Genomic DNA, 19627 nt, shown 5'->3' with positions numbered 1-19627 from the left:
GCATCCTTAAAAAGTCCTCGACAAGGATATTCTGTTTTAGCGATTATATATCTACTATAACGGAGTAACTGCAAAATGTGTGAACTCTTAGGAATGAGCGCGAATGTTCCGACCGATATTTGCTTTAGCTTCACCGGCTTGATCCAACGAGGCGGAAAGACAGGACCTCATAAAGACGGATGGGGGATCGCATTCTATGAAGGAAAAGGTTGCCGCTTATTTCACGATCCGAATCCGAGTGTGGATTCTAAAGTAGCCGAATTACTTCAAAAATATCCGATCAAAAGCAATATCGTAATTTCGCATATCCGAAAAGCCAATCGAGGAAAAGTCGAGCTAAAGAACACGCATCCGTTCGCGAGAGAACTTTGGGGAAGTTATTGGACCTTTGCGCATAACGGACAATTAAAGGGAATCAAAAAGGAACCTCTAAAGGAATTTAGACCCGTCGGAACAACGGATAGCGAACATGCATTCTGCCGGCTACTTTCCGAACTAAAAAGAAAATTCAAGGATAGACCGAAAGATGAAAGGCGACTCATTTCAGAAATCGAGAAACTGCTCTCCATATTAGGGAAGAAAGGTGTTTCAAACGTCTTACTATCGGATTCCAAATATCTATATGCGTTTTGTTCCACAAAACTCGCTTACATTACCCGCCATGCACCGTTCGGAAAAGCCCGCCTCATAGATGCGGACATGACGGTCGATTTTCGAAAGCATACCGGTCCGAAAGATATAGTAACCGTACTTGCAACTCAACCTCTTACAAAGAACGAAACTTGGCATGATTTGAAAGCGGGCGAATTTCAAGTCTGGAAAGAAGGTCGTTTATTCTATCAAAAACCCTAAACTTTATTATAGAAATGTGAAGAAGAATAAGGCCCATATCAAAGCTAATATGACGTTACTCGCTGCAAACAAACCCAAGCGCCAAAAAATATGATTGAACGTTAAATGAACGAAACTGTGCAAAATTCGCGAGATCACATAGACCCAGGCCAAAATAAGATTCGTAAGATTCACGGAATTCGCAACGTATAGAATCGTGCAAATCACGTAAAATAGCATCGGCGCTTCCAACAAATTCATGTAATTTCGGTTCGGAATGGACACCCAAGGAGGAACTCGCTTGGATTCTCCGTATTTAAAATCTTCCGCAGTGACCTTCCCGGCAAAGGCCGCCCTAAACCGTCTGATAGGAATCAGCAAAACGACGAAAAAAGTAAGAAAACCTAAGGCTCCCATCGGAAATAGAATTAGATGATTTTGCATGTCCTCGTTTCCGGAGTAAGCTGCTAATGCCGCTTTCTCCTAATTCACCTCTTATAACCATAGTTGTAGCAATTGATACAGCGTCGTCATCTGAAAATTATTCTATGTAAGGATGTATTTTTTTTCTCCAATCCAAAAAAAACGGGTCCTTCGATTCGCAGATCTGCATATGATCTTTCGGGTACAATTTAAAAAGAAGGTTCCGTCATCGGAAGATTAAAACTCTATCCGATTTCTGAACAAAATTCAAAATAAAGCGACATCATTCAGTGAAAAATCGGGCAAAAATAACTTTCCCATTCGTTTAATAAAATGAAGGCAGAATCAAAGATGCGTTTGACAATCGGGAAGGTCGCTTTAAACATCTTAGCTTTCCTTACGTTCGGAATCGCTTCGATAAAAGAGCACTGAACGATAGGCAGAAAAAACCGTTAGAGTCCGCAATGCAAAATGAATATCTTATTTGAAACTTTAGTTGCGAGTCGGTCTAAGCGTAATTTTTAATCGGAAACGAATAAATCTCATGAGGTGAATGTCATGCGTCGTTTAAGTTACTTAATTATAGGAATACTTCTATTCTTATCAGCGTGTAATCTAATGCACAAGAGCGATAACAATCAAAACACAATGTTTCTGCTTTTAGCCGCGTTACTGAATAGCAATACTTGTCAGAATCAATCGGGGCTTGTGATTTGCATTCCTCCCGGAGTTACGAAGTAATCGCGAGAATACTATGAAGATAAAAATCATCACAGCCCTTGCCGTTATTTTTTTAGCTCTTAGCTTTTCCGTCCATTTAACCCGACAAAACCGATCTTCGGGAATCACGATAAGCATTCCGGATTTGAATCAATTGGACGCTGTCTTGAAAACGATGGCTACTGAAGAACCGCATTTTGCGACTTCGCAATCTTCATGGAAAATCGTGCTTGATGGACCCGCAAATGTGGAAGCGACTACAGCTTCGGACTGGGAAGCCGTGCGGCAATCCGCGACCTGGGCAAACGGAAATTCGACGATGGCTGATCGTATCATTATGGCCCTAAAAAACACCGGAGTCTTGAATAATTCCGGAAGTTTTCAATCCACTACCAACCTGAACGGAGTTCCGTTCAAAATAAAATTGCAAACTGGAGCCGCGTGCGGTACTGCCTGCCAAAATATTTCCTCTTCCGCGTATACCGGTACGAAGAATTTCTTGAATCGATTCAAAATCTGGAGAGCAAGCGACGGGTTGGACGCTCTAGAATTACTTTTCGATGATGTAAGGACTCCGAATACTACGAACGGCGTTTTATTAACGTATCGAATCGGAGTTTTAAATTCAACTTTATCAGATAATCCTAATTTGTTGGTGGAAAGCTATATTTATGGCGCCTCCCCCAGTCGTAGGCAAACGTACTCGTGGGCCGCTCCTTTCTGGCTTTCCGGAACAAATGCCGCGACTACTTCGGATCGAGGTCGAGTGATTTTGGAAGAAATGACACTAGGATTGCAAGGCGGCGGGATGGCGACCGGAATCTGCGTAAGAATCGCTGCAAGAACCGTCTCGATGACTACCGTCTGCGGAACTAATAACCATTATTATGCGCTTGCTTATGGTCAGAAGACTGTGAGCAATTTTGAAACCACGGCTCTATCCGGTGTTGCAATCAATAGCATGACGACCAATGGCACCATCTGCGGTTTCGATGTTCTGAAATTCGGGATCTTTAATGGGGGCGGATTTATCATGGATAACCTTACTTCCGGCACGATTCCGACCGGATATCCGGAACCTTCTAGTGGCGGCGGTTACCCAGGAGTTCAAACGCTTTTTAATAAACTTGGTACGGCACCTAACGGTACCGGAAGTTTCGACGATACGCAAAAGGCTACGATAGATACCGGTATGGGAAGTTCGATCAGTCTTCATCCTTCCGGCGAAACGGTTCCATTTTAGTTCCATAAAGAATGTTTAAATTACCTCGAGTATTTACGGGCGCGGGCATAATATTGCTCGCGTTTCTATTTCTTGTCTGCTCTAAGATCCGAACGTTTGCGGAAGAAAGAGGAATCTGTTCCGATTATAATTACGAACTACCGGAATCGTTTCCCTCTCCTGCTCATCCGCCGGATGTGTGCGTGACACCGAAAACGGTGGAACTAGGAAGGTTTCTATTTTACGATACAAACCTCTCGAAGGGACAGAATCAATCCTGCGCAAGCTGTCATAAGCAAAGTCTAGGTTTTTCCGACGGCCTAGCACGCGCGATCGGATCGACCGGCCGAGTTCATCCTCGCAATTCGATTGCGATCGCTAACGTCGGCTATTTTTCTCCTTATACATGGTCTAATCCGACTTTGAGAAGGTTAGATAATCAAACTCTCATTCCATTCTTCTCCGAAAATACTGCGACCACAATCGAAGAACTTGCGATCAGCGGGATCGAGCACGTAGTCGCGGCCCGATTGCAGTCGGATCCGAAATACGTCGCCATGTTTCTCGCGGCATTCGGAGAAAACAAAATCGATGTGATTCATATTGCACGCGCGATTGCGGCATTCGAAACTACGATGATTTCTTACCAATCTCCCTTCGATAGAAATGTTATGACTCCCTCCGCGATTCGAGGTAAACAGATCTTCGAATCCGAAGTAGGAGGTTGTTTTCATTGTCACGGTGGAAAAAATTTGAATATCGACGATGCAGTCGGCAATCTTACATTTCAGAACATAGGATTGTATAATGTTCGGAACAAAGGGGACTATCCGGATCAAGCTTTACACGGGGCCGCCGCTACATTACAAACTCAAGGTATTTATCAAACAACAGGGAAGGAAATCGATCGCGGAAAATTTCGAACCCCATCTTTAAGAAACGTCGCCGTCACCGCTCCGTATATGCACGATGGAAGTATCAAAACCATTCGTGAAGTCATAGAAGTGTTCGACAATGGTGGAAGAAATATCGCCTCCGGCCCCTTTTCAGGGGATGGCAGAAAAAACCCTCACAAAGATCCTAGAATTCGCCCGCTCAATTTAACCGAAGCGCAAAAAACGGACCTGATCGAATTTTTAAAGTCTCTTACTGATGATTGTTATCTGACAGATCCGAGATTGAGCGACCCGAATCAACCGGCGCCGATTCAACCCCATTATTGTCGGAAAATCCGGACAATCCGGTAATGCCACGAAGCCTAAATACGGAATCGGTTTTTGAATCAGAGAGAGAAATCACTTGCAAGACTACATGCGGAAAAGCTAAGATGAAATTCGATTTCATGCACGTTTATTCTGCCAAAACGGTCCCTTTTTTTATTCTATCATTCTTGTGCGTCGCCGGACAGCTTTCTTCCCAATCGACCGACATAGATACGGAAATCAATGCGCTACTTTCGACATTAGATTCTTGTAAAGGTTGCGTATTTATCCGCAACGGTTCGGAGCATACGGTTCAAGAAGCCAAAGCTCATCTTCTGAGAAAGTACGAAGCGACCAAGGGAAGAATCAAAACGACGGAGGACTTCATAGTAGGATTAGCCAGTAAATCCTCCATTACCGGAACCCCGTATAAGATTCGGTTTCCAGACGGCAAAGAAGTGGAATCGGAAAAGTGGCTAACTGAACAATTGGCGAAATTAAGAAAGCCCGTATCTCCCGGTAAAAAGAACAAGTAAATCAATCGACGGATTGTAATTAAAAAGTAATCAGCCTCTCACGGAATAGTTACAAAGTTTTCGTACTATCGAAAGCGATGTTCTCCGAAGTATATCCGAAAACTTTCATAAATAGGCATCCTTTGCGGATACTAGTCGTTACCGAAACCTTTCCGCCAGAAATCAACGGGGTTTCCAAGACGCTTTATAGAATGTTAAGCGACTTATTGCAGAGGGGACACGAAATCATATTAGTACGTCCTCGCCAAAACTCGAACGATATGGCGACCGCTAACGGCAACTACCGGGAAGTTCTTGTGCGAGGGGCGAAAATTCCGTTTTACGAAGATCTTCGATTCGGCTTTCCGGAGAAACGACTTCTTAGAAGATTGATGCAATTTGAAAAACCCGATCTCGTTCACGTAGTCACCGAAGGTCCGTTAGGTCTATCCGCAGTGAGAGCGGCAAGACATTTAAAGTTGCCGGTGGTAAGCGATTTCAGAACTAATTTCCATTCGTATGCGAGATATTATAAAGTCGGCTTTATCGGTAAACTCGTTCATTCTTACTTACGTAGTCTGCATAATTTAACTCACGCAACACTCGCGCCGACGGCGCAAATTGTGAAGCAACTCACGGCTTCCGGTTATAACAACGTGAAAGTTGTCGCTCGAGGAATCGACACCGCATTATTCCATCCTGCCCGCAAAGATTCTAAATTACGGAAAGAATGGGGTCTCTCACAATCCGATCTTGCCGTCCTCTATGTCGGAAGGTTGGCCCCGGAAAAGAATCTAGATCTTTTGGTAAAATCATTCCGTACGCTTCAAGCGAAAGAACCTAAGGCTAAGTTGATATTGGTTGGAGACGGCCCATCTCGGGAAAAGCTACGCGTTGAGAATCCGGATTTCTTTTTTTCCGGAATGAGAAAGGGAGAGGACTTAGCTCGGCATTATGCAACGGGTGATTTATTTTTATTTCCCAGCTTAACCGAGACATTCGGAAATGTCGTTATGGAAGCGATGGCTTCGGGTCTTCCGATCGTCGCTTACGATTATGCGGCTGCAAAAGAATATCTTTCTCACGGAAAGTCCGCGCTGCTCCCTGCGTTTGATAAAGAAGATGAATTTGCGGAACACGCGTGCATCCTCGCAGAAAACCGAACTCTCGCAAAAAAAATAGGAGCTCGAGCCCGCAAGGCCGCAGAAGCCTGCAGCTGGGAAGATGTTGCCGATGCCCTTGAATCAGTTTATGCGGAATTTAAAAAACCGAAGCACAAGAAAATCAAAGCTCGAAAAAGCGCAAAATTGAAGGTTGCGATAGGCCGCGCGTAATTGGAATTTCCTAGGAATTATATTAAAAATTCTTTTTTTTACTTGTACTTTCTTTTTAATTCATATAATGACGGGCATTCCACGGCAAGGAGTTAGAAGCCTATGCTGAAGTTCCCTGGACACAAACCCGAACGAAACCTTTCCGTCTCTAAACGAGAAAAATACTTACCTCTCTCAAAAATTTCGCACAAAATATCTCACCCCCGACAAAAGCGCTTCCGACAAAGAAATCGGGAAAAAAGGCAGACTAACAACCTATAGTCAGCTTACTATGGTTTCCCATGGAAAACATAGACGCTAAAACGATTAGTCTTTGGGTTATGGCGATGCTGTATACGATAGCCGGCATTCTCCATTTTATTATACCCAAGTTTTACTTGCGAATCATGCCTCCGTGGATCCCTTATCACAAGCTGATAATACAACTCAGCGGTGTTGCGGAAATTCTATTGGGATTAGGATTATTCTTTCCTCAGACCAAATCATTATCTGCCTGGGGAATTATTCTTTTGCTCATCGCCGTATTTCCCGCAAACGTATACCATTATCAATCACGGACCAAACGGGATCCGCCGACCACCCTTCTTATTCTTAGGCTACCGCTTCAACTGGTCCTAATTTATTGGGCTTACATATACACGTAATTTTGTTCTTGCATCGGAATTAACGATTTGTTCCGATGCATCTACACTTTCCGGGAGGAAGCTGGGTGAAATTCCCGCGCTGACCCGCAACTGTAATCTTCGCCTTCGTATCGTTTTACGAAATGACGGCGAAGTAAGCCAGATCTTCCCCGCGATTTATTGACCTCGAGGTTTAGGTTCGTCGCATCTCGCCTTAACGCACACCGTGCATTTAGCGAAGGGCCCCCGAAAGTAGATTCGGGGATGCTCTAGAAAAGATCTCGACCTAGCCTAGGAAAACATGCCGCGTAGGCTCGACTTTCCGAATGCCGCGTTTTGAGCTTTTTCAAAATATCACATTTTTATAATGTGATGAGACTCCTCCGAATACAAAGGAGGACGTCGCTTGGTTGTTTCAAGATTTTATAAAATCTCATTCTTTCTCGTATTCTTTTTTTTCGCTCCAAAAGTCGATGCACAAAAAGCTTCAAAAAATGATGCCCCAAACGTACAGGAATTCGGCCCATCGGAAGCGAAGGAGGCAAAAGGAAAATCCGATTCGATAGAAGTGCGGGCAAAATCCTCGGGAAAATCCGCGAGCGAAGGTAGAATCGGTTCCGACAGGTTAAAAGCGAGACCGATTTATGCTACAGGAGAAATTGCGGAAGCAATTCCAGGAGTCATCGTAACTCAACATAGCGGCGGAGGGAAGGCGAATCAATATTTTTTGAGAGGTTTCAATCTAGATCATGGAACGGACTTCTCTACAAGCCTGAACGGAGTTCCGATCAATAACCCTAGTCACGCGCATGGCCAAGGCTATACCGACTTAAATTTTATCATCCCCGAACTAATTCAAGAAATACATTATAAAAAAGGAGTATATTACGTGGACGAAGGGGACTTCTCCTCCGCCGGCGCAATGCAATTATCTTATTTCAAGAGCCTGACAAAGGGGATAGCGAAGATCGAAGGCGGAACTTTGGGATTCGGGCGATTTGTCGTTGCTAAGTCCGAAGCTATCGGGAGCGGAACTTTATTATATTCTTTAGAATATTCGCATTCAGACGGCCCCTGGAGCATTCCCGACAATTATAAAAAGTTAAACTCTCTAATTTCATATTCGAAAGGTGACGAAAAAAAGGGGATTTCAATTCAAATACTCGGGCATAAAGGCTCATGGCACGCAACGAATCAAATTCCCGAGCGATCCTTACAAAAAGGGAAATCCTGGGTCGATCCGAATAGCGGAGGACTTGATCGGTATGATTCCGTCGATCCGACGGACGGAGGTAAAACCCAAAGAGCTAACGTGATGTTCGAAGCCCATAGAACTGGGATCGACTCGGAGGCAAAAATCATATTGTACGGAGTATATTATGATTTTAATCTATTCTCAAACTTTACCTATTTTTTAGACGACCATGTCCGAGGTGACCAGGTGGATCAAGTCGATCGAAGATCCTTCGCAGGCGGAAAGGCTTTCTATAAACAACGCTCCCTAGTTTCGAGAATTAAAATTGAAAACACATTGGGAATTCAGGTTAGGAGGGATTATATTTTAAACGATCTTTATCATACCGAATCTAGATCAAGATTAGAATCGAGAAGCATAGACCGAATCGTAGAATCCTCGATTTCTCCGTATTTCGAAAATCAAATACGCTGGTCGGAAAAGATTCGGTCTTTTATTGGCGTTCGAGGAGAGACTTTCCTGTTTGATGTCCAGGATAGAATACAGAATGTCGGAATCGAACGAAAAGTATCGATAGCGAATCCGAAAAGCGGACTCACTATCGGGCCTTGGCTTAATACGGAAGTATACATAAACGCAGGTTATGGATTTCACAGTAACGATGCAAGAGGGCTCCTAAATAAGACCTCGCCGAGTACGCCGTTAGTTAGGACTCGCGGAGGAGAGCTTGGACTCAAAACGGCGGCAATAAACCATCTTATGGCTACATTAGCTTTCTGGAGATTGGATCTCGATTCAGAGCTCGTCTATATAGGAGATTCGGGAACTACGGAGGCGAGTCGACCGAGCACGAGAAGCGGAATGGAATGGTCCAACGTGTATTCGCCTTACACTTGGCTGACAATCGACGCGGACATTTCCGTTTCCATGGCTCGGTATAGAAATAGCAATCCGAGCGGAGATCATGTACCGCAAGCAATACAAACGGTCTTCGCTTCCGGAATCAGTTTTGAAAAAGAAGGCTATATAGCTGCGATTCGAGTCCGTTATTTCGGGCCTCGGCCCTTGATCGAAGACGATTCGATTCGTTCATCCGCTAGCACTATTTGGAATCTGCGGCTCGGAAAAAAAATCCGGGATTCTTGGTCCGTCAATTTAGAAGTTTTTAATTTAATGAATTCACTCGCAAGTCAAATTCAGTATTACTATCCGACTCGTTTAAAAAACGAACCTCCGGGCCCCAACGACGGTGGATATAACGATATACTGACTCATCCGGTTCCTCCCAGAAACATTAGAATATCATTAAGTATAAACTTTTAACCGACGGGGATCCCGTAATATTCGGGAGACCCGAACCGAGAAACATTGATTAAGAGAATTGATCGATTTGGAGATCAAAATGATTATAATCGAATATACGTCCGATTAAAATAGAAATCCTAAGTCCGTCGCTTTTTTACCGAAGACCCAAAAAAATCCTATGCAAAATTTCTAAGCCCGGTATAGGCTGGAAGCACGGACAGTTTATATAGGAACGTAAGTGTATCGCACTTGCGGAAGACGGTGAGATTCCGTCACGGTACCCGCCGCTGTAAGAGGGACGAAAGGAGCAATAAGTCACTGGGGAAACCTGGGAAGGCGCTCTAAGTAGGATGAACTCAAGTCAGAAGACACCCTATCAAAACCCTGAGTGAGGAATCTGCTTCGGAATTAAGGCAGACTCCCGCGAAAAACACATAATAACTAGCGCAATGTAAGAGCGAGAGCTTTTCTCGCCCCTTATTCTGCACCTAACAACGATTATATGTAATCTAAGGAGATTTTTATGCCAGCGATTTCTATAGGAAGAAATCAAATTCAAAGGATTTCGGCGCTTCTGCGACCCTTATTCATTATCGGAATAGCGGTGATATCCATATTTCTGGTATATTTGATTGGATTGGAATCAATGCCAGCCGTTCATGATACCTTTCATGATCTTCGACACAGCGCCGGATTTCCATGCCATTGACGAGATGGGATATATTGCTTTCCTTTTGTCAAAAAGGCTGCAAGTCCGGGCTTCTCGCCGGAATCCTTTGGGGATTGCTGTTTCTTTTCTTTACGAGTCCTCTAATTTGGGAAGCGGAGACTTACGAAGAGAAAGGTAGTCACCATCACATTCAGGAAACATTACATTCTCGTAATCATGCGGTCGGTCAATTCGATCTAAAAGAAAATCTAAAATTGCAGCTCATTCCGACAGTTGTAGGTTGCGTCCTTCTTGGGGGAGCCTTCGGAATGATCTCTTCTTTGTTTCTTGGAGTAGGTTTTTCTTTCGGTTTCCTTTCCCGAAATTTCTTCCAATCTCCGATTCGGTCCGCATTCTTAACCGCCCTCGTCGGATTTCTAATATTTCATGGAATCCCATCCATCGGCAATCCGCCGGAACTCCCCGGGGGAAACGGAAGCGAAGAAAGTTTTGCCTCACGCCAACTCTGGTGGATTCAATCCGTCGCTTGTTCCTTTACCGGAGTTTTAATTTACCTTATAATATCTTCCGGGAAGTCCGCAAGAATCGTTAAGGTATTCGGATTTTTAATCGGGCTTTCCGTAGCCTTCCTGCCTTTCTTGAACTTGATAAACACCGAGGCACTAAACTCTCCGGTTCCTATCGAATTACGTTCACGTTTTATATATTATAGTCTAACGATAAACTTTATCTTTTGGTTAAGTTTATCGATGCAAGTTTTCTTACGATTAGCCAAAGATAAGACGATCGACGCATACAGAATACGCGACAGAGAAATGCTTATACAATGAGTTCTTCCCGTTCGGATAAGTTAGGTCTTTTAATCGTAGGACACGGAAGTCGTGAAACGCGATCAAATTATGAATTCGAACGTTTCGTTAGTGAATATTCCGTTCAAAGACCCGATTTGGAAATTCGACACTCATATATCGAACTTGCTCGGCCGGAATTTAAAATAGCGCTGCGAGAATTCGCTCAAATAAATTCCACCATTCTGATTCTTCCCCTGTTCTTATTTTCCGCCGGACACACCAAAAACGATATTCCTATCGTTCTGGACGAAGTTAGGAGAGAATTTCCGACCGTAAGATTAATACCTGCAAACTGCGTAGGCGTCCATCCCGCTATGCTGGAACTCCTACATACCCGCGCTTCGGAGAGCATAATTAAGAAAGACGGGATTCCTAAAAAAAGAGGAGTGATAATAGTTAGCCGAGGATCCTCCGACGCGGATGCAAATTCAGAATTCTATAAACTAGTTCGTTTATTCGAAGAAAGTAATGAATATAGTTTCGTAATACCCTCTTTTATCGGAATTACTAAACCGCTTTTATCGGACAGCCTGGAAGTTGCGGCAAAGCTACGACCCGAAGAATTACTGATCTTACCGTATTTTCTCTTCGGAGGAAGACTTATAAAATCGATCCAGGAAAAGGTGGAATCCTTTACGGATAAATTTCCCTGGATCAAATCTATCATTGCGCCTCATTTTGGGTCGGACCCGGCCATTTTCAAAGTTCTAAACGATAGAATTCAGGAAGCGATTGCCGGAACCGGAATCCTTCCTTGTGCAACCTGCGAGTATAGGGAACGGCTTCCGGGTTTAGCAAGTAAAGTCGGGGGCTTAAAAGCTTTGCTATGGAGCGTCCGGCATATGGAGACTCATTCCCAGGCCGCTCCGCACGAATTCCCGCACAGAAATATCCAAAAACATATATTAGTTTGCGATAATATAGATTGTTCCGCTAAAGGAAGTGTTCCATTAATCGCAAAGTTACGATCCGAAATAAAGAGAGCGGGTAAACAAAAGGATTTTCGAGTCACTCGAGCCTCCTGCCTAGGTCGTTGCGGCGAAGGTCCCTCGCTTGTCGTCTATCCCGACGGAATTTGGTATCAGGGTGTTCGAGAAATGGATGCCCCTGAAATAGTTAGAGATCATTTGTTAAACGATCGAATCGTTTCGAGATTAGTCGATACGATAATGCAATAGGAGAAATATAAATGGCGTGTCATGAAATCGCGGCTCTGCGACTCGGAATGATGAATGTATTGGGAATCGAAGACGAAGTCACTCGTATTCACGAAGCAAATGAAATCGGTCAAAATCTACTAGCCCAGCCTGGACCGATTCAAAGTCTTTCGAAAGCGAGCAATTTAACGTCTCTTCTTCAATTCTACGAGAATAGTCTTACGGAACTAGAGCAAAAGATATCCGTTCTGGACCCTTCGGATCCTAAGCTTTCGTATTATCGATCTCTTTTAATTCTTACCAAAAAAGTGGAACTCGAATTGAAAAACACATTCCATAATATGAATACGATCTTCAACGATTTGGAAGAGATGCACGACTTCGTTCACGAGATCTATCCCGGGTAAGGTCGATTTATGGCTTCCGTTCCAAAGACAACCACTCTCATTGATAGAAAGACAATCGACGAACACTATAGTTTGTATACGTTTGTTCTCTCCGAGAATGAATCGCTAAACTCCGTCGGCGGCCAATATATAATCATAAATTCCGGCAAAACTTCCGCAGACGGGAAACAATTAAAAAGAGCATATACGATTCTTTCCGCAGACTCGGAACATTCGACCTTTCAACTATTAATTCGAAAAGTCGATTCGGGAAATGTAACCGCTCATTTGCAAAATCTTGCGATCGGAACCGAGTTGGAATTCTCCGGTCCTTGGGGAAAATTTGCCGGAAATACGAATTGGCCTAAATCTGGTTCGGCGCTACTAATCGCAACCGATAGCGGCATTACTTCATCCTTATCCTTGCTTTCTTGTTCTAAATTTCGCGACCGGATTAATTTTACCAAGCTTGTATGGCTACTATCATCCGCCGAAAAACAGGATTTGGTCGCGTGGGTTCGTCGGGAAATTTCTTCTAAGAACGTAAACGTCGAATTTATTCCGGTTCGACCTACCGGAGACATGTGGCAACCGAGTGCTGCGCTTTCGTTTATCCGATGGGCTTTAAGAGATCGGAATTCGTTTTCTAGTTTTTTCTTGAGCGGAAACGGAACGATATTAAATGAAATTAAAATACTCCTGGAAGAAACCGGAGCGGATTCGGAATTCATCGGCGTTGAACCTTTTTTTCGTTCGGAATCATTAAATGAAAATGGAATTCGTCTCGGCGCTTGAACGACAGAGTAAAAATGAATGGCGGCAAAAGAATTAAGAGAGGGATTTACGACTGGCGCTTGTTCCGCTGCGGCCGCAAAAGCTGCAACGAGAGCGTTAATCAAGAAAGCGCCTATTCTAGAAATCGAAACGACTCTTCCGAACAAGCGAAAAGTCACTTTCCCTTTGAAGCGTTGCGAGTTGAACGAAGATATGGCGATCTGTAGCATCATCAAAGACGCTGGCGACGATCCTGATTGCACGCATGGCGCCGAATTGACCGCAGAAGTTCGTTTAACGCATTCCAACGAAGTCATCTTAAAAGGCGGGGAAGGAGTCGCAACAGTTACAAAAGCAGGACTCGGTCTCGAAGTAGGATCTCCCGCAATCAATCCCGTACCAAGAAAGAATATTACGGAAATGATATTAGAGGAATTAATCGGAACATCCTTTTCGGGCGCCGAAGTAACCATCAGCGTTCCCGGCGGCCAGGAAATGGCTAAAAAAACCATGAACGAACGGTTGGGTTTAATTGGCGGAATATCTATCCTCGGAACAACGGGAATCGTAAAACCTTATTCGACGGCGGCATACAAAGCTAGCGTTATTCAAGCGATATCGGTCGCGAAGGAATTGGGGTCCGACACAGTCGTACTCACGACCGGCGGTAAGTCCGAAAAATTCGCAATGGATCTTCTCCATGAACTAAACGAATCTTCGTTTATACAAGTCGGAGACTTTATCGGGACAGGAATCAAAAGTGCGGTTAAGGAATCTATGGCGCAGGTCATAGTCGTGGGAATGATCGGCAAGCTTTCAAAGATGGCGGACGGAGTCATGATGACACATCGAGGGGGATCCTCCGTCAACACGAAACTTCTGGCCGAGATCGCACGATCGAAAGGAGTGCCTGAGAAAGTTTGTATCGAAACGGAAGCGGCAAATACTGCGAGACATGTGTTGGAGCTGTGGAAAGAAACCGGTAACACCGGAATACTATCAACGATTTGCCGAAAAGTCTCCGAGAATTGCACGAAGCACGCCGGCACGAATTTAAAGATATCCTGTTATCTCGTCGATTTTGACGGAGCTCCTCTCGGCGAGTATATTGCAAAATGAGAATATATTTAAAGGACTTATTATCACCACTATGAACGACATGCGACAAATGACAACCCTTGGACGAAATATAGAAGATAAATCGTTTCAAATCATCGACGAAGAGGCGGGCGCCCATTCTTTTCCTCCGCCCGATTGGGAAATCGTTCGCAGAATCATTCATGCGACCGCCGATTTTGAATTCAAAGACCTTACAAAAATACATCCGGAGGCAGTGTCATCAGGCATCACAGCATTGAAACGCGGCTGTTCGATTATTTGCGACGTGCAAATGATCTTAGCCGGTCTGAATCGGGAGCGGCTCGATGCTTACGGTTGCAAAACTCATAGCTTCATTTCCGATCCGGACGTAATTCAAAAAGCCAAAGAAAAAAATTCTACAAGAGCAATCGAATCGATTCGAAAAGCGTCTGATCTTGGCCTCTTAGACGGAAGTATCCTTGCTATCGGGAACGCGCCTACCGCTCTCTTGGAGATAGTCCGTTTGATCGAAAGTAATGAAGCGAAACCTTCCTTGATTATAGGAGTTCCCGTCGGCTTTGTGTCGGCAAGCGAATCAAAAGAATCGGTAATGGCTTTACAAGGCTCCATTCCCTATATCATAACTCGGGGTAGAAAAGGAGGCAGCACGATTGCCGTAGCGATCCTGCATGCCCTTCTATTATTATCCGCCAAAGGAAATCATGTATGAAAGCCGTCGTGGTAGTCGGAATCGGAGACGACGGATGCGTCGGCTTATCCAGTCAGGCTATGGGAGCAGTTGCGAGAGCAAACATACTCGCCGGAGGAGAAAGACATTTGGACTTTTTTCCCGAGTTTGACGGACAACGAATACCGTTAAAAGAAAACATTACTGCGACAATCGATCATATTGCCGAACTTTCCGGGGAAAATACCATCTGCATACTCGCTTCCGGTGATCCTCTATTTTACGGAATCGGAAATTTAGTAAGAAAAAAAATCGGAGTGGAGCACGTCGAATTCATTCCCGCACCGAGTTCTATGCAACGAGCCTTTGCGAAAATCGGAATCAATTGGGATGACGCTAAGATCATTTCCTTGCATGGACGCGACAAAACAGGATTCGTAAATAAATTAAAATTTCATAATAAAGTCGCCTGTTTTACCGACGGGTCGAACTCTCCCGCCTCAATCGCTCGAAATATGATGGAGTTCGGGGAAACGGATTGGATAGCCTACGTCTGCGAAAATCTAGGAGGAAAAGACGAGGTAGTTCGGAAATTTACGATTTCTGAATTAAGTACGATATCCGATATTTCCGATCTAAACGTGTTAATTCTTATTAGGGAAGACTTGGAATGGAAACGTCCTTCGGTCATTCCTTATAGAGAGGAAGACGAATATGCAAAGAGAATTCCTAAAAAAGGCTTAATCACCAAAAAGGAAGTGAGAATTCTATCCCTTGCCGCTATGGAAATTCGGACCGATTCCGTTATTTGGGATATCGGTGCAGGTTCGGGCTCCGTCTCGATAGAAGCTGCTTTTCTAGCTTCTGAAGGAAGAGCGTATGCTATCGAAATCGATCCGGAAGGGGTAGAAATTTGCCGGGAGAATAAACTTTCTCATACAGCCGATAACGTTTTCATAATTGAAGGTCGAGCGCCGGAAGCACTCTCTGACCTCCCGTCTCCGGATTGCGTATTCGTAGGCGGATCTAAGGGGAGTCTGGAAGAAATCATAAACATATCCTATCAAAGATTGAAGGAAGGCGGTAGACTCGTCGTAAATGCTGTCACATTGGATAACGTATCAGAGGCATACCAAGCTTTCAAGAATCTCGGGTCGGAAATGGAAGTAATTCTGCTCAGCGTCTCAAGAGGGCAAAAATTGGCGACGTATCTCCGCTACGAAGCCTTGAACCCCATTCATATCTTTAAAACTATTAAACGAAACATGGAATTATAATGAACCAAATCAAAACGTTAGGCAAATTATTCGGGGTCGGAGTCGGCCCGGGAGCGACCGATTTAATCACGTTAAGGGCAATCAATGTCCTAAACGATGCGGAAGTACTCGCAATTCCTAAAAGCAGCGAACACCTACCCTCTTTCGCATGGAGAGTTTGTTCCCCGCTTGTTAAGGAAAATCCCGAACAGGAAAAAATTTTTCTGCATTTCCCGATGAGCAAAGACCCCTCGGTTCTAGTACCCGCCTGGGACAAAGCTTTCAACGAAATCGGAACAAGATTGATGGACGGAAAAAAAGTCGCGTTCATTACTCAAGGCGATCCTTCCGTATACAGTTCCTGGAATTACCTTAGGGAGGAGGCTCCCGATCGATGGCCGGGAATCGAGATAGAAATCGTTCCGGCAGTCACTTCAGTAACCGCAATCCCCGCCGCATTACAAATTCCGTTAGCCGACGGACGCGAACGCTTTTGCGTCCTACCAGCAACTTACGGTTTGGAAGATCTGCCTAGACTTGTAGAAGACTTTGATTCGATCGTTTTAACCAAAGTCGGCCAAGTCATCCCTGAATTAGTAAGAATTTTAAAACTGCTCGGGCTCTTGGAAAACGCAACCTACGTTTCTTACGGAACTACCGATAAACAGAAAATCGTAACCGATTTGGAATCGATTCAAAACGAAAGCTGCGATTACTTCTCCATGGTTTTAATTTCCATCCGCAAACGAAAAGGAGTGCTTCGAGGAGAGATACATGAATCCGATTAGAAAGCCGTACGCCATCTATGCGATTACGAAACATGGGATTGTGATCGGCGAGCGACTTCGGAAATCTCTCGACGGCGCCGATCTCTTCGTATCGAAAAAATTCTCGGATCAGGCACCCGCAAATTCGTTAAGTCTATCTTTGCCGATGGATTCGACATTGCGGGAAACGTTCACTCAGTACGACTGCCACATTTTCATAATAAGTGTCGGAGCCGTAGTGAGAATGATCGCACCTCTATTACAAAATAAGAAAGTAGATCCGGCAGTCATATGCGTGGATGATAAAGGTCTATTCTCTATCTGCGTTCTTTCCGGTCACGTAGGCAGAGGCAATTTTTTTACTCAAATCGTTTCCAAGGAGTTAGAAAATACGCCTGTGATCACCACCGCCTCTGACGTAGCCGGAACCCTGACCGTTGATATCTTAGGAAGAGACTTAGGTTGGGTTTTGGAAGATCAGGATAGAAACGTTACCCGTGCCTGCGCTGCAGTCGTGAATGAAACCAAAGTAATATTCGTGCAGGAATGCGGAGAATCGGATTGGTGGCCAAAAGATAAACCTTTGCCTCCCGGCGTCGAATATTCCACTTCGCTCGAGACTGTTGATCCGAGCAAGTATGAAGTATTATTAATCGCTTCCGATCGATCGAACATAAGACAAACTCATCCGAACCACTATAATAATTCCGTAATATATAAACCCAAAAGCCTTGTATTAGGATTGGGTTGTGATCGTGATATATCCTTCGAAGATGTAAGATCCGGGATTATGACAACGTTGGAAGAGAACGGTTTAAGTTTGAAAAGTGTTCGTGCGATCGCGAGTATCGATCGAAAGTATAACGAGCAGGCCTTCCTTGAAGTGGCCGAAAAATATCAATGGGAATTTCTCACGTTCCCGGCGCCGGATTTGGATCGAGCTTCCGGCATTGTTTCACCCTCCTTGATGGCGATGAAGCATGTAGAAACCCGATCGGTTTGTGAAGCTGCGGCATTGCTCGGCGCAAGTACCGATTTGCTATTAGTCCCTAAAAGAAAATACAAGAGAACACCCGAGAGTAAAAATCTGACAGTAGCGGTTGCCAGAATTCCTTTTTTACCAAGAGAGGAAGTTTCGATTACGAAGGAGGTGATCCACTCATGACGCGAGGAAAACTAAATTTGGTCGGAATCGGTCCGGGAAGAGACGAACACATAACGCCGGCCGCACTCGAAGCGATCAACGAAGCTGAATATGTGATCGGTTACTCGACGTACATCGGCCTAGTCCGTCATCTATTAACGGGAAAACAAGTCACAAGAACGGGAATGACCGAAGAGATAGGGCGAGCCCAAGCTGCAGTTGAGGCTGCCGCTAACGGTAAGATCGTCGCTCTTATTTCATCCGGCGACGCGGGGGTTTATGGAATGGCCGGCTTAGTGTTTGAAGTACTGCGAAAAATCGGATGGAAGCGGGGGGATTCTCCCGAAGTTCGAATCTTTCCGGGAATCAGTGCGGATAATTCATGCGCCTCTCTCGTTGGAGCTCCTCTAGTACATGACTCTTGCCGAATTTCTCTTTCGGATCTACTCACTCCCTGGCCCATTATCGCAAAGCGAATCGATTCTGCCGCTAAAGGCGACTTCGTAATTTCATTGTATAATCCCGCTTCCGGACGAAGACAAAGACAGATTCTCGAAGCGACTCGTATTATCAGTCAATACAGACCGGGTAACACTCCCGTTGCGCTTATCAAAAGCGCTTATCGGAAACAACAAAACGTCGTCCTATCCGATTTGGATCATTTCCTAGATTTTGAAATCGGGATGAATACAACGGTTATCGTCGGATCATCCAATAGCTTTATTTATGAGGGATTTTTCATAACCCCACGAGGCTACTCGAATAAATATTCTTTGGAGAGTGGCGAGATACAGAACGGCCAGAGAAAAGGATTTTCATTAAGAACCGAAGGCGATTTATCAGAAAAATCAAGCGCTTCGAACGGCGATAGAACTTTAAATATTACTAAAATACCGAATGCATTCGTTCGAGCTAGTACTTCGGTTATAGAACCGGAAGAACCGACCGTGCAAGAAACTAAAGTCGAGCATTCTGGACAGGATTCCTCGGTAGTATCCGCGCTGAATGCTTTACGATTCGTTCAATCCGTTAAATCGCCCTCGACGAAAACGTCGACGCTAAAGGAAGAGATTAACGATTTCGGTAAGATCGGAAGGCTTGCCGGAGCCCTTTTATACGAATCGAACGGGGAATATTATTTAATCGGAAAGCTTAAACGACCTTGCCGATTCGAGGATTTCGGTTTTTCCCATATGGAAGACCAGACTCTCCACTGGGCCAAGCTTACCGTAACGGATTCGAAGCTTGCACAAGCGAATTTTTTTCAATTCATAGTTCCGTTAAAAACGACTCCCGAGGACCTTTATGATAGATTTGCGGTTTATCGTAATTCGTCGATTAGCGAAAGAATTACGACATTGCTGCAGGATTCAAGCGATAAGGTTATTTGGAATGAATCGGAATATTGGGATTTGAGTTGGCTATCGTCTCTACCGAAGCCGATTTGGACAATTGTTCGAGACGAACTATTAAAATGTTCATGA

At 44.4% G+C, this 19627-nt stretch carries 19 protein-coding genes and 1 riboswitch; of the genes, 18 read left to right on the top strand and 1 reads right to left on the bottom strand.

Going from position 1 to position 19627, the window contains the following annotated elements:
- Window positions 1-75: 75 nt before the first annotated feature.
- Window positions 76-852, top strand: a complete 777-nt coding sequence (locus LEP1GSC058_RS15815) for a class II glutamine amidotransferase (protein WP_016549512.1) — start codon at window positions 76-78, stop codon at window positions 850-852.
- A gap of 6 nt (window positions 853-858) precedes the next feature.
- On the opposite strand, the gene LEP1GSC058_RS15810 is transcribed toward LEP1GSC058_RS15815, so the two are convergent.
- Complete coding sequence (locus LEP1GSC058_RS15810) at window positions 859-1275, bottom strand: MAPEG family protein (protein ID WP_016550241.1); 417 nt, start codon at window positions 1273-1275, stop codon at window positions 859-861.
- Window positions 1276-2008: 733 nt separating this feature from the next.
- On the opposite strand from LEP1GSC058_RS15810, the gene LEP1GSC058_RS15805 reads away from it, so the two are divergent.
- The 17 genes from LEP1GSC058_RS15805 to cobJ all read left to right on the top strand — a co-directional run bounded on the left by LEP1GSC058_RS15805 (window position 2009) and on the right by cobJ (window position 19627).
- A complete protein-coding gene (locus LEP1GSC058_RS15805; RefSeq protein ID WP_016550826.1) occupies window positions 2009-3217 on the top strand; it encodes an LIC_12337 family protein in 1209 nt (402 codons plus the stop codon).
- Between the two features lie 11 nt (window positions 3218-3228).
- A complete protein-coding gene (locus LEP1GSC058_RS15800; protein WP_016549684.1) occupies window positions 3229-4443 on the top strand; it encodes an MbnH family di-heme enzyme in 1215 nt (404 codons plus the stop codon).
- The gene (locus LEP1GSC058_RS15795) at window positions 4443-4934 is read left to right on the top strand and encodes a YfeK family protein (protein WP_232224713.1); all 492 of its coding nucleotides are present in this window, start codon (window positions 4443-4445) and stop codon (window positions 4932-4934) included. Before LEP1GSC058_RS15800 ends, LEP1GSC058_RS15795 begins: the two co-directional genes overlap by 1 nt.
- A gap of 77 nt (window positions 4935-5011) precedes the next feature.
- Entirely contained in the window at window positions 5012-6247 is a 1236-nt protein-coding gene (locus tag LEP1GSC058_RS15790; protein ID WP_039948450.1) for a glycosyltransferase family 4 protein, read from the top strand.
- Between the two features lie 281 nt (window positions 6248-6528).
- Window positions 6529-6891 carry a DoxX family protein gene (locus LEP1GSC058_RS15785; protein ID WP_016550010.1) on the top strand — a complete coding sequence of 121 codons (363 nt, stop codon included), beginning with the start codon at window positions 6529-6531 and terminating at the stop codon, window positions 6889-6891.
- Window positions 6892-7276: 385 nt separating this feature from the next.
- Window positions 7277-9388, top strand: a complete 2112-nt coding sequence (locus LEP1GSC058_RS15780) for a TonB-dependent receptor (protein WP_016551012.1) — start codon at window positions 7277-7279, stop codon at window positions 9386-9388.
- Between the two features lie 235 nt (window positions 9389-9623).
- Window positions 9624-9740, top strand: a riboswitch (cobalamin riboswitch).
- A 153-nt stretch (window positions 9741-9893) separates the two neighbouring features.
- Window positions 9894-10079, top strand: coding sequence for a CbtB domain-containing protein (locus LEP1GSC058_RS15775; protein ID WP_016550795.1), 186 nt, complete (start codon window positions 9894-9896; stop codon window positions 10077-10079).
- Window positions 10070-10870 carry a CbtA family protein gene (locus tag LEP1GSC058_RS15770; protein ID WP_039948449.1) on the top strand — a complete coding sequence of 267 codons (801 nt, stop codon included), beginning with the start codon at window positions 10070-10072 and terminating at the stop codon, window positions 10868-10870. The genes LEP1GSC058_RS15775 and LEP1GSC058_RS15770 overlap by 10 nt, the downstream gene beginning before the upstream one ends.
- On the top strand, window positions 10867-12069 hold the full coding sequence (locus LEP1GSC058_RS15765; RefSeq protein ID WP_016550859.1) for a CbiX/SirB N-terminal domain-containing protein: 1203 nt from the start codon (window positions 10867-10869) through the stop codon (window positions 12067-12069). Before LEP1GSC058_RS15770 ends, LEP1GSC058_RS15765 begins: the two co-directional genes overlap by 4 nt.
- A gap of 11 nt (window positions 12070-12080) precedes the next feature.
- Window positions 12081-12455, top strand: coding sequence for a DUF3209 family protein (locus tag LEP1GSC058_RS15760; protein WP_016550313.1), 375 nt, complete (start codon window positions 12081-12083; stop codon window positions 12453-12455).
- Window positions 12456-12464: 9 nt separating this feature from the next.
- Window positions 12465-13229: an FAD-dependent oxidoreductase gene (locus LEP1GSC058_RS15755; RefSeq protein ID WP_039948448.1), complete on the top strand. Its 765-nt coding sequence runs from the start codon at window positions 12465-12467 to the stop codon at window positions 13227-13229.
- A gap of 18 nt (window positions 13230-13247) precedes the next feature.
- The gene (locus LEP1GSC058_RS15750; RefSeq protein WP_016549765.1) at window positions 13248-14327 is read left to right on the top strand and encodes a cobalt-precorrin-5B (C(1))-methyltransferase; all 1080 of its coding nucleotides are present in this window, start codon (window positions 13248-13250) and stop codon (window positions 14325-14327) included.
- A gap of 31 nt (window positions 14328-14358) precedes the next feature.
- Window positions 14359-15018 carry a precorrin-8X methylmutase gene (locus LEP1GSC058_RS15745; RefSeq protein ID WP_039948713.1) on the top strand — a complete coding sequence of 220 codons (660 nt, stop codon included), beginning with the start codon at window positions 14359-14361 and terminating at the stop codon, window positions 15016-15018.
- Window positions 15015-16253: a bifunctional cobalt-precorrin-7 (C(5))-methyltransferase/cobalt-precorrin-6B (C(15))-methyltransferase gene (locus LEP1GSC058_RS15740; protein ID WP_016549993.1), complete on the top strand. Its 1239-nt coding sequence runs from the start codon at window positions 15015-15017 to the stop codon at window positions 16251-16253. Before LEP1GSC058_RS15745 ends, LEP1GSC058_RS15740 begins: the two co-directional genes overlap by 4 nt.
- Entirely contained in the window at window positions 16253-17020 is a 768-nt protein-coding gene (gene cobI / locus LEP1GSC058_RS15735) for a precorrin-2 C(20)-methyltransferase (protein ID WP_016549381.1), read from the top strand. Before LEP1GSC058_RS15740 ends, cobI begins: the two co-directional genes overlap by 1 nt.
- On the top strand, window positions 17007-18164 hold the full coding sequence (locus LEP1GSC058_RS15730; RefSeq protein ID WP_016549401.1) for a cobalt-precorrin 5A hydrolase: 1158 nt from the start codon (window positions 17007-17009) through the stop codon (window positions 18162-18164). The genes cobI and LEP1GSC058_RS15730 overlap by 14 nt, the downstream gene beginning before the upstream one ends.
- Window positions 18161-19627, top strand: a complete 1467-nt coding sequence (gene cobJ / locus LEP1GSC058_RS15725; protein ID WP_016550435.1) for a precorrin-3B C(17)-methyltransferase — start codon at window positions 18161-18163, stop codon at window positions 19625-19627. The genes LEP1GSC058_RS15730 and cobJ overlap by 4 nt, the downstream gene beginning before the upstream one ends.

It is taken from the genome of Leptospira fainei serovar Hurstbridge str. BUT 6, from assembly GCF_000306235.2.
Taxonomy (GTDB): Bacteria; Spirochaetota; Leptospiria; order Leptospirales; family Leptospiraceae; genus Leptospira_B; species Leptospira_B fainei.
This window is presented reverse-complemented; position numbering and strand designations above follow the sequence as displayed.

Excerpts from the sequence above, each read along its gene's own strand:
- LEP1GSC058_RS15815 (WP_016549512.1), top strand. The coding sequence starts at position 76 with ATGTGTGAACTCTTAGGAATGAGCGCGAATGTTCCGACCGATATTTGC.
- LEP1GSC058_RS15810 (WP_016550241.1), bottom strand. The coding sequence starts at position 1,275 with ATGCAAAATCATCTAATTCTATTTCCGATGGGAGCCTTAGGTTTTCTT.
- LEP1GSC058_RS15805 (WP_016550826.1), top strand. The coding sequence starts at position 2,009 with ATGAAGATAAAAATCATCACAGCCCTTGCCGTTATTTTTTTAGCTCTT.
- LEP1GSC058_RS15800 (WP_016549684.1), top strand. The coding sequence starts at position 3,229 with ATGTTTAAATTACCTCGAGTATTTACGGGCGCGGGCATAATATTGCTC.
- LEP1GSC058_RS15795 (WP_232224713.1), top strand. The coding sequence starts at position 4,443 with ATGCCACGAAGCCTAAATACGGAATCGGTTTTTGAATCAGAGAGAGAA.
- LEP1GSC058_RS15790 (WP_039948450.1), top strand. The coding sequence starts at position 5,012 with ATGTTCTCCGAAGTATATCCGAAAACTTTCATAAATAGGCATCCTTTG.
- LEP1GSC058_RS15785 (WP_016550010.1), top strand. The coding sequence starts at position 6,529 with ATGGAAAACATAGACGCTAAAACGATTAGTCTTTGGGTTATGGCGATG.
- LEP1GSC058_RS15775 (WP_016550795.1), top strand. The coding sequence starts at position 9,894 with ATGCCAGCGATTTCTATAGGAAGAAATCAAATTCAAAGGATTTCGGCG.
- LEP1GSC058_RS15770 (WP_039948449.1), top strand. The coding sequence starts at position 10,070 with ATGCCATTGACGAGATGGGATATATTGCTTTCCTTTTGTCAAAAAGGC.
- LEP1GSC058_RS15765 (WP_016550859.1), top strand. The coding sequence starts at position 10,867 with ATGAGTTCTTCCCGTTCGGATAAGTTAGGTCTTTTAATCGTAGGACAC.
- LEP1GSC058_RS15760 (WP_016550313.1), top strand. The coding sequence starts at position 12,081 with ATGGCGTGTCATGAAATCGCGGCTCTGCGACTCGGAATGATGAATGTA.
- LEP1GSC058_RS15755 (WP_039948448.1), top strand. The coding sequence starts at position 12,465 with ATGGCTTCCGTTCCAAAGACAACCACTCTCATTGATAGAAAGACAATC.
- LEP1GSC058_RS15750 (WP_016549765.1), top strand. The coding sequence starts at position 13,248 with ATGGCGGCAAAAGAATTAAGAGAGGGATTTACGACTGGCGCTTGTTCC.
- LEP1GSC058_RS15745 (WP_039948713.1), top strand. The coding sequence starts at position 14,359 with ATGAACGACATGCGACAAATGACAACCCTTGGACGAAATATAGAAGAT.
- LEP1GSC058_RS15740 (WP_016549993.1), top strand. The coding sequence starts at position 15,015 with ATGAAAGCCGTCGTGGTAGTCGGAATCGGAGACGACGGATGCGTCGGC.
- cobI (WP_016549381.1), top strand. The coding sequence starts at position 16,253 with ATGAACCAAATCAAAACGTTAGGCAAATTATTCGGGGTCGGAGTCGGC.
- LEP1GSC058_RS15730 (WP_016549401.1), top strand. The coding sequence starts at position 17,007 with ATGAATCCGATTAGAAAGCCGTACGCCATCTATGCGATTACGAAACAT.
- cobJ (WP_016550435.1), top strand. The coding sequence starts at position 18,161 with ATGACGCGAGGAAAACTAAATTTGGTCGGAATCGGTCCGGGAAGAGAC.